Origin of the sequence: Mesorhizobium sp. M0045, assembly GCF_040323385.1 — a bacterium.
GTDB lineage: Bacteria > Pseudomonadota > Alphaproteobacteria > Rhizobiales > Rhizobiaceae > Mesorhizobium.
Genome location: NZ_JAMYUY010000060.1, coordinates 1 through 2,624, shown reverse-complemented (window position 1 = coordinate 2,624; position 2,624 = coordinate 1). Strand labels below are relative to the sequence as shown.

The 2,624-nt window shown below is 59.6% G+C and carries 2 protein-coding genes; both read right to left on the bottom strand.

All coding sequences use genetic code 11. The features are described 5' to 3' along the window. Positions 1-149 precede the first annotated feature (149 nt). Entirely contained in the window at positions 150-905 is a 756-nt protein-coding gene (gene istB / locus NKJ72_RS30815) for an IS21-like element helper ATPase IstB (RefSeq protein ID WP_352480784.1), read from the bottom strand. A 12-nt stretch (positions 906-917) separates the two neighbouring features. Continuing rightward, positions 918-2,429: an IS21 family transposase gene (istA, locus tag NKJ72_RS30810; RefSeq protein ID WP_502901928.1), complete on the bottom strand. Its 1,512-nt coding sequence runs from the start codon at positions 2,427-2,429 to the stop codon at positions 918-920. Positions 2,430-2,624 lie beyond the last annotated feature (195 nt).

The following is a 2,624-nucleotide window of genomic DNA, read 5'->3' as shown; positions in this document are numbered from 1 at the left end:
TGCGTATTCCGACGAAGCCGGCCATCGATTCCGATTTGAAGCCGGCCAGTCATTCCGATTTCATTCCGGCCGGTGTTCCGATTTGAAGCCGGCCATTTTTCGGACTGATCCTGGGTCTCGTTGATGTTTGGATTGGGTTTCGTTTCAGGTCAAGCTTGCGCTGTTTCGGTCGCTCTTGGCGAGCGCTGTTTTCGCATGCTTTCACCGGTGAGATCGATGCGATAGGCGTTGTGAACGAGGCGGTCGAGGATGGCATCGGCCAGAGTTGGGTTTGCAATGATCTCGTACCAGTGATCCAGTGGCAGCTGACTGGTGACGATTGTCGATCGGCGTTCGTAGCGGTCTTCAATGATCTCAAGCACATCACGCCGCTGGTCATCATTGAGTTTTTCCGGTCCCCAGTCATCGAGAATGAGAAGGTCGGTTTTGGCGAGTTGCTTGAGGATCCGGCCATAACGTCCGTCGCCTCTCGCGAGGGCAAGTGTTGCAAACAGCCGGGGAACGCGGTGATAGGCGACGGAGAAATCCTCTCGGCAAGCTTTGTGGCCTAGCGCACAGGCCAGCCAGCTCTTGCCGACGCCCGCCGGCCCGGTGATGAGAAGACTGTGATGCTTGCGAATCCAGTCGCAGCCGGCGAGCGCCATGAACAGATTGCGGTCAAGACCGCGTGCGGCACGAAAGTCGGCATTCTCGATCTGTGCGTCATGGCGAAGCTTTGCAGCTCTGGCGCGGGCTTCGAAACGCTTCTGGCGGCGCATGGTAGCCTCGCGCTCGAGCAGCATGGCAAGCCATTCGCCATGCTCGAGGCCGCGTGCTTCGGATTGTGCGTCGAGTTCCTGGAAGGCGGTGGCCATGCCATGAAGGCCGAGTTCGCGCAGCATGTCGATGGTCGGATGGATAAGCATTGGTGTGTCTCCTCAATGAAAGTAATCAGGGCCACGCAGATTGGCGTGATCGACGATGGCGGTCGGTTCGGTGGAATGCCTTGCGGCCTTGTGATTGGCGATGAGCGAGGCGATGCTCTTGCAGTTCAGCCCACCGATCTCGACAGCGCGGGCTGACACGGCTTCGGCGCGATCGCGTGTGACATCGCGAAACAGGCGCAGGACACCCAGGCATGTTCGAAAGCCTTGTTCAGGATGTGGGCGGCTGGCGAGGATTGCGACAACCAAGCCTTCCGTCTCGGGGCCGACGGATGCGGCCCAGCGACGGAAACGATCCGGCGTCCACTCGGCATATCGCCGGTGGGAGCTGGGCATATGATCCGGATCAGTCCCATGACGAGGGCCGCCATAGCGGCGCTGATGGACGGCAATGCGCTTGCCGCGGTGGAAGATCTCGATGGTGCGTGCCGTTGCTCTCAGATCGACTTGCTGGCGAATGAGGCTGTGCGGTACGGAATAAAAGAAGGTCTTGAACTCGACATGGTAATCCGTCGAGACGCGGGCCAAACGCCACTCGGCGAATTCGTAGTCTTTGCTCGGAAGGCTTGCGAGCGCAGCACGCTCGACGCTCTCAAACAGTTGCCGGCGACTGACGCCCAGCCGACGCATGACGTGATCATTGATGCGATCGAGTGCCTGGCGAATGGCGGCATTGGCCTCGGCCAGCGAGAAGAAGGTCTGGTTGCGCAGCCGCCCCAGAATGCATGACTGGGCGAAACGCACGCCGTTCTCGACTTTCGATTTGTCCTTCGGCCGTCGCGGCCGTGCCGGAAGAACGCCGACGCCATAATGGGATGCCATCATGCCGTAGCTGCGATTGATCTCGGGATCGTAGAAGCTGGCGCGGCTGACGCCCGACTTCAGATTGTCGGGGACGATCAGTCGGGGAACGCCATCAAAAAAACGAAACATCCTGACGTGTGAACCAATCCAATCAGGCAGTGTCTGGGTCCAGGTTGCTTCGGCATAGGTGAAGCTGGACGCTCCCAAGACCGCCACAAAGATCTCCGCCTCACGGATCTCGCCGGTGTCTCGATCAACGATCGGGATCCTCTTGCCGGAATAGTCGACGAAGACCTTGTCGCCGGCGGCGTGTTCCTGGCGCATCGTCGGGGAAAGCCGCTGTTCGAAGCTGCGAAAGAGCTCGCAGAACCGGCTGTAGCCATATCCGTCGGGATGACTTCCTCGATACTCCTCCCACAAGATGAGGAGCGTGACGCCCGGCTTCTTGAGCTCGACGGCAAGATGGGCCCAGTTCGGCTCTGTGCGCCGCCGCGTGCCCTGTTTGACGCCATTGCGAGCGAAGAGTTTGCTCTCAAGCGCGTCATCGGTCAGCTCGCCTGGCAGGGGCCAGCTCAACCCCATTGTCGCTGCGCGCCGCAGATTATCCTGCACCGTACTGCGTGCTATTCCCAGCACGACCGCAATCTCGCGGGAACTGGTCCCGCTTCCGGCAAGCCGAAGCATTTGTCTCAACTGTCTCATGGTCAGCCTTCTCTTTGCCGGCATCAAAATGTCCCCGTTCATCGCGAGGCAATTGATGCCAAAGTTGCTGACCCAGGAGGTAATCTTCAGTGCCGAAAACTGGCCGGTCTTTGGTTGGAATGGTGGCCGGCTTCATACCGGAATGGTGGCCGGTGTTTGATCGGAATGGCGGCCGGCTTCACGTCGGAATCCGCA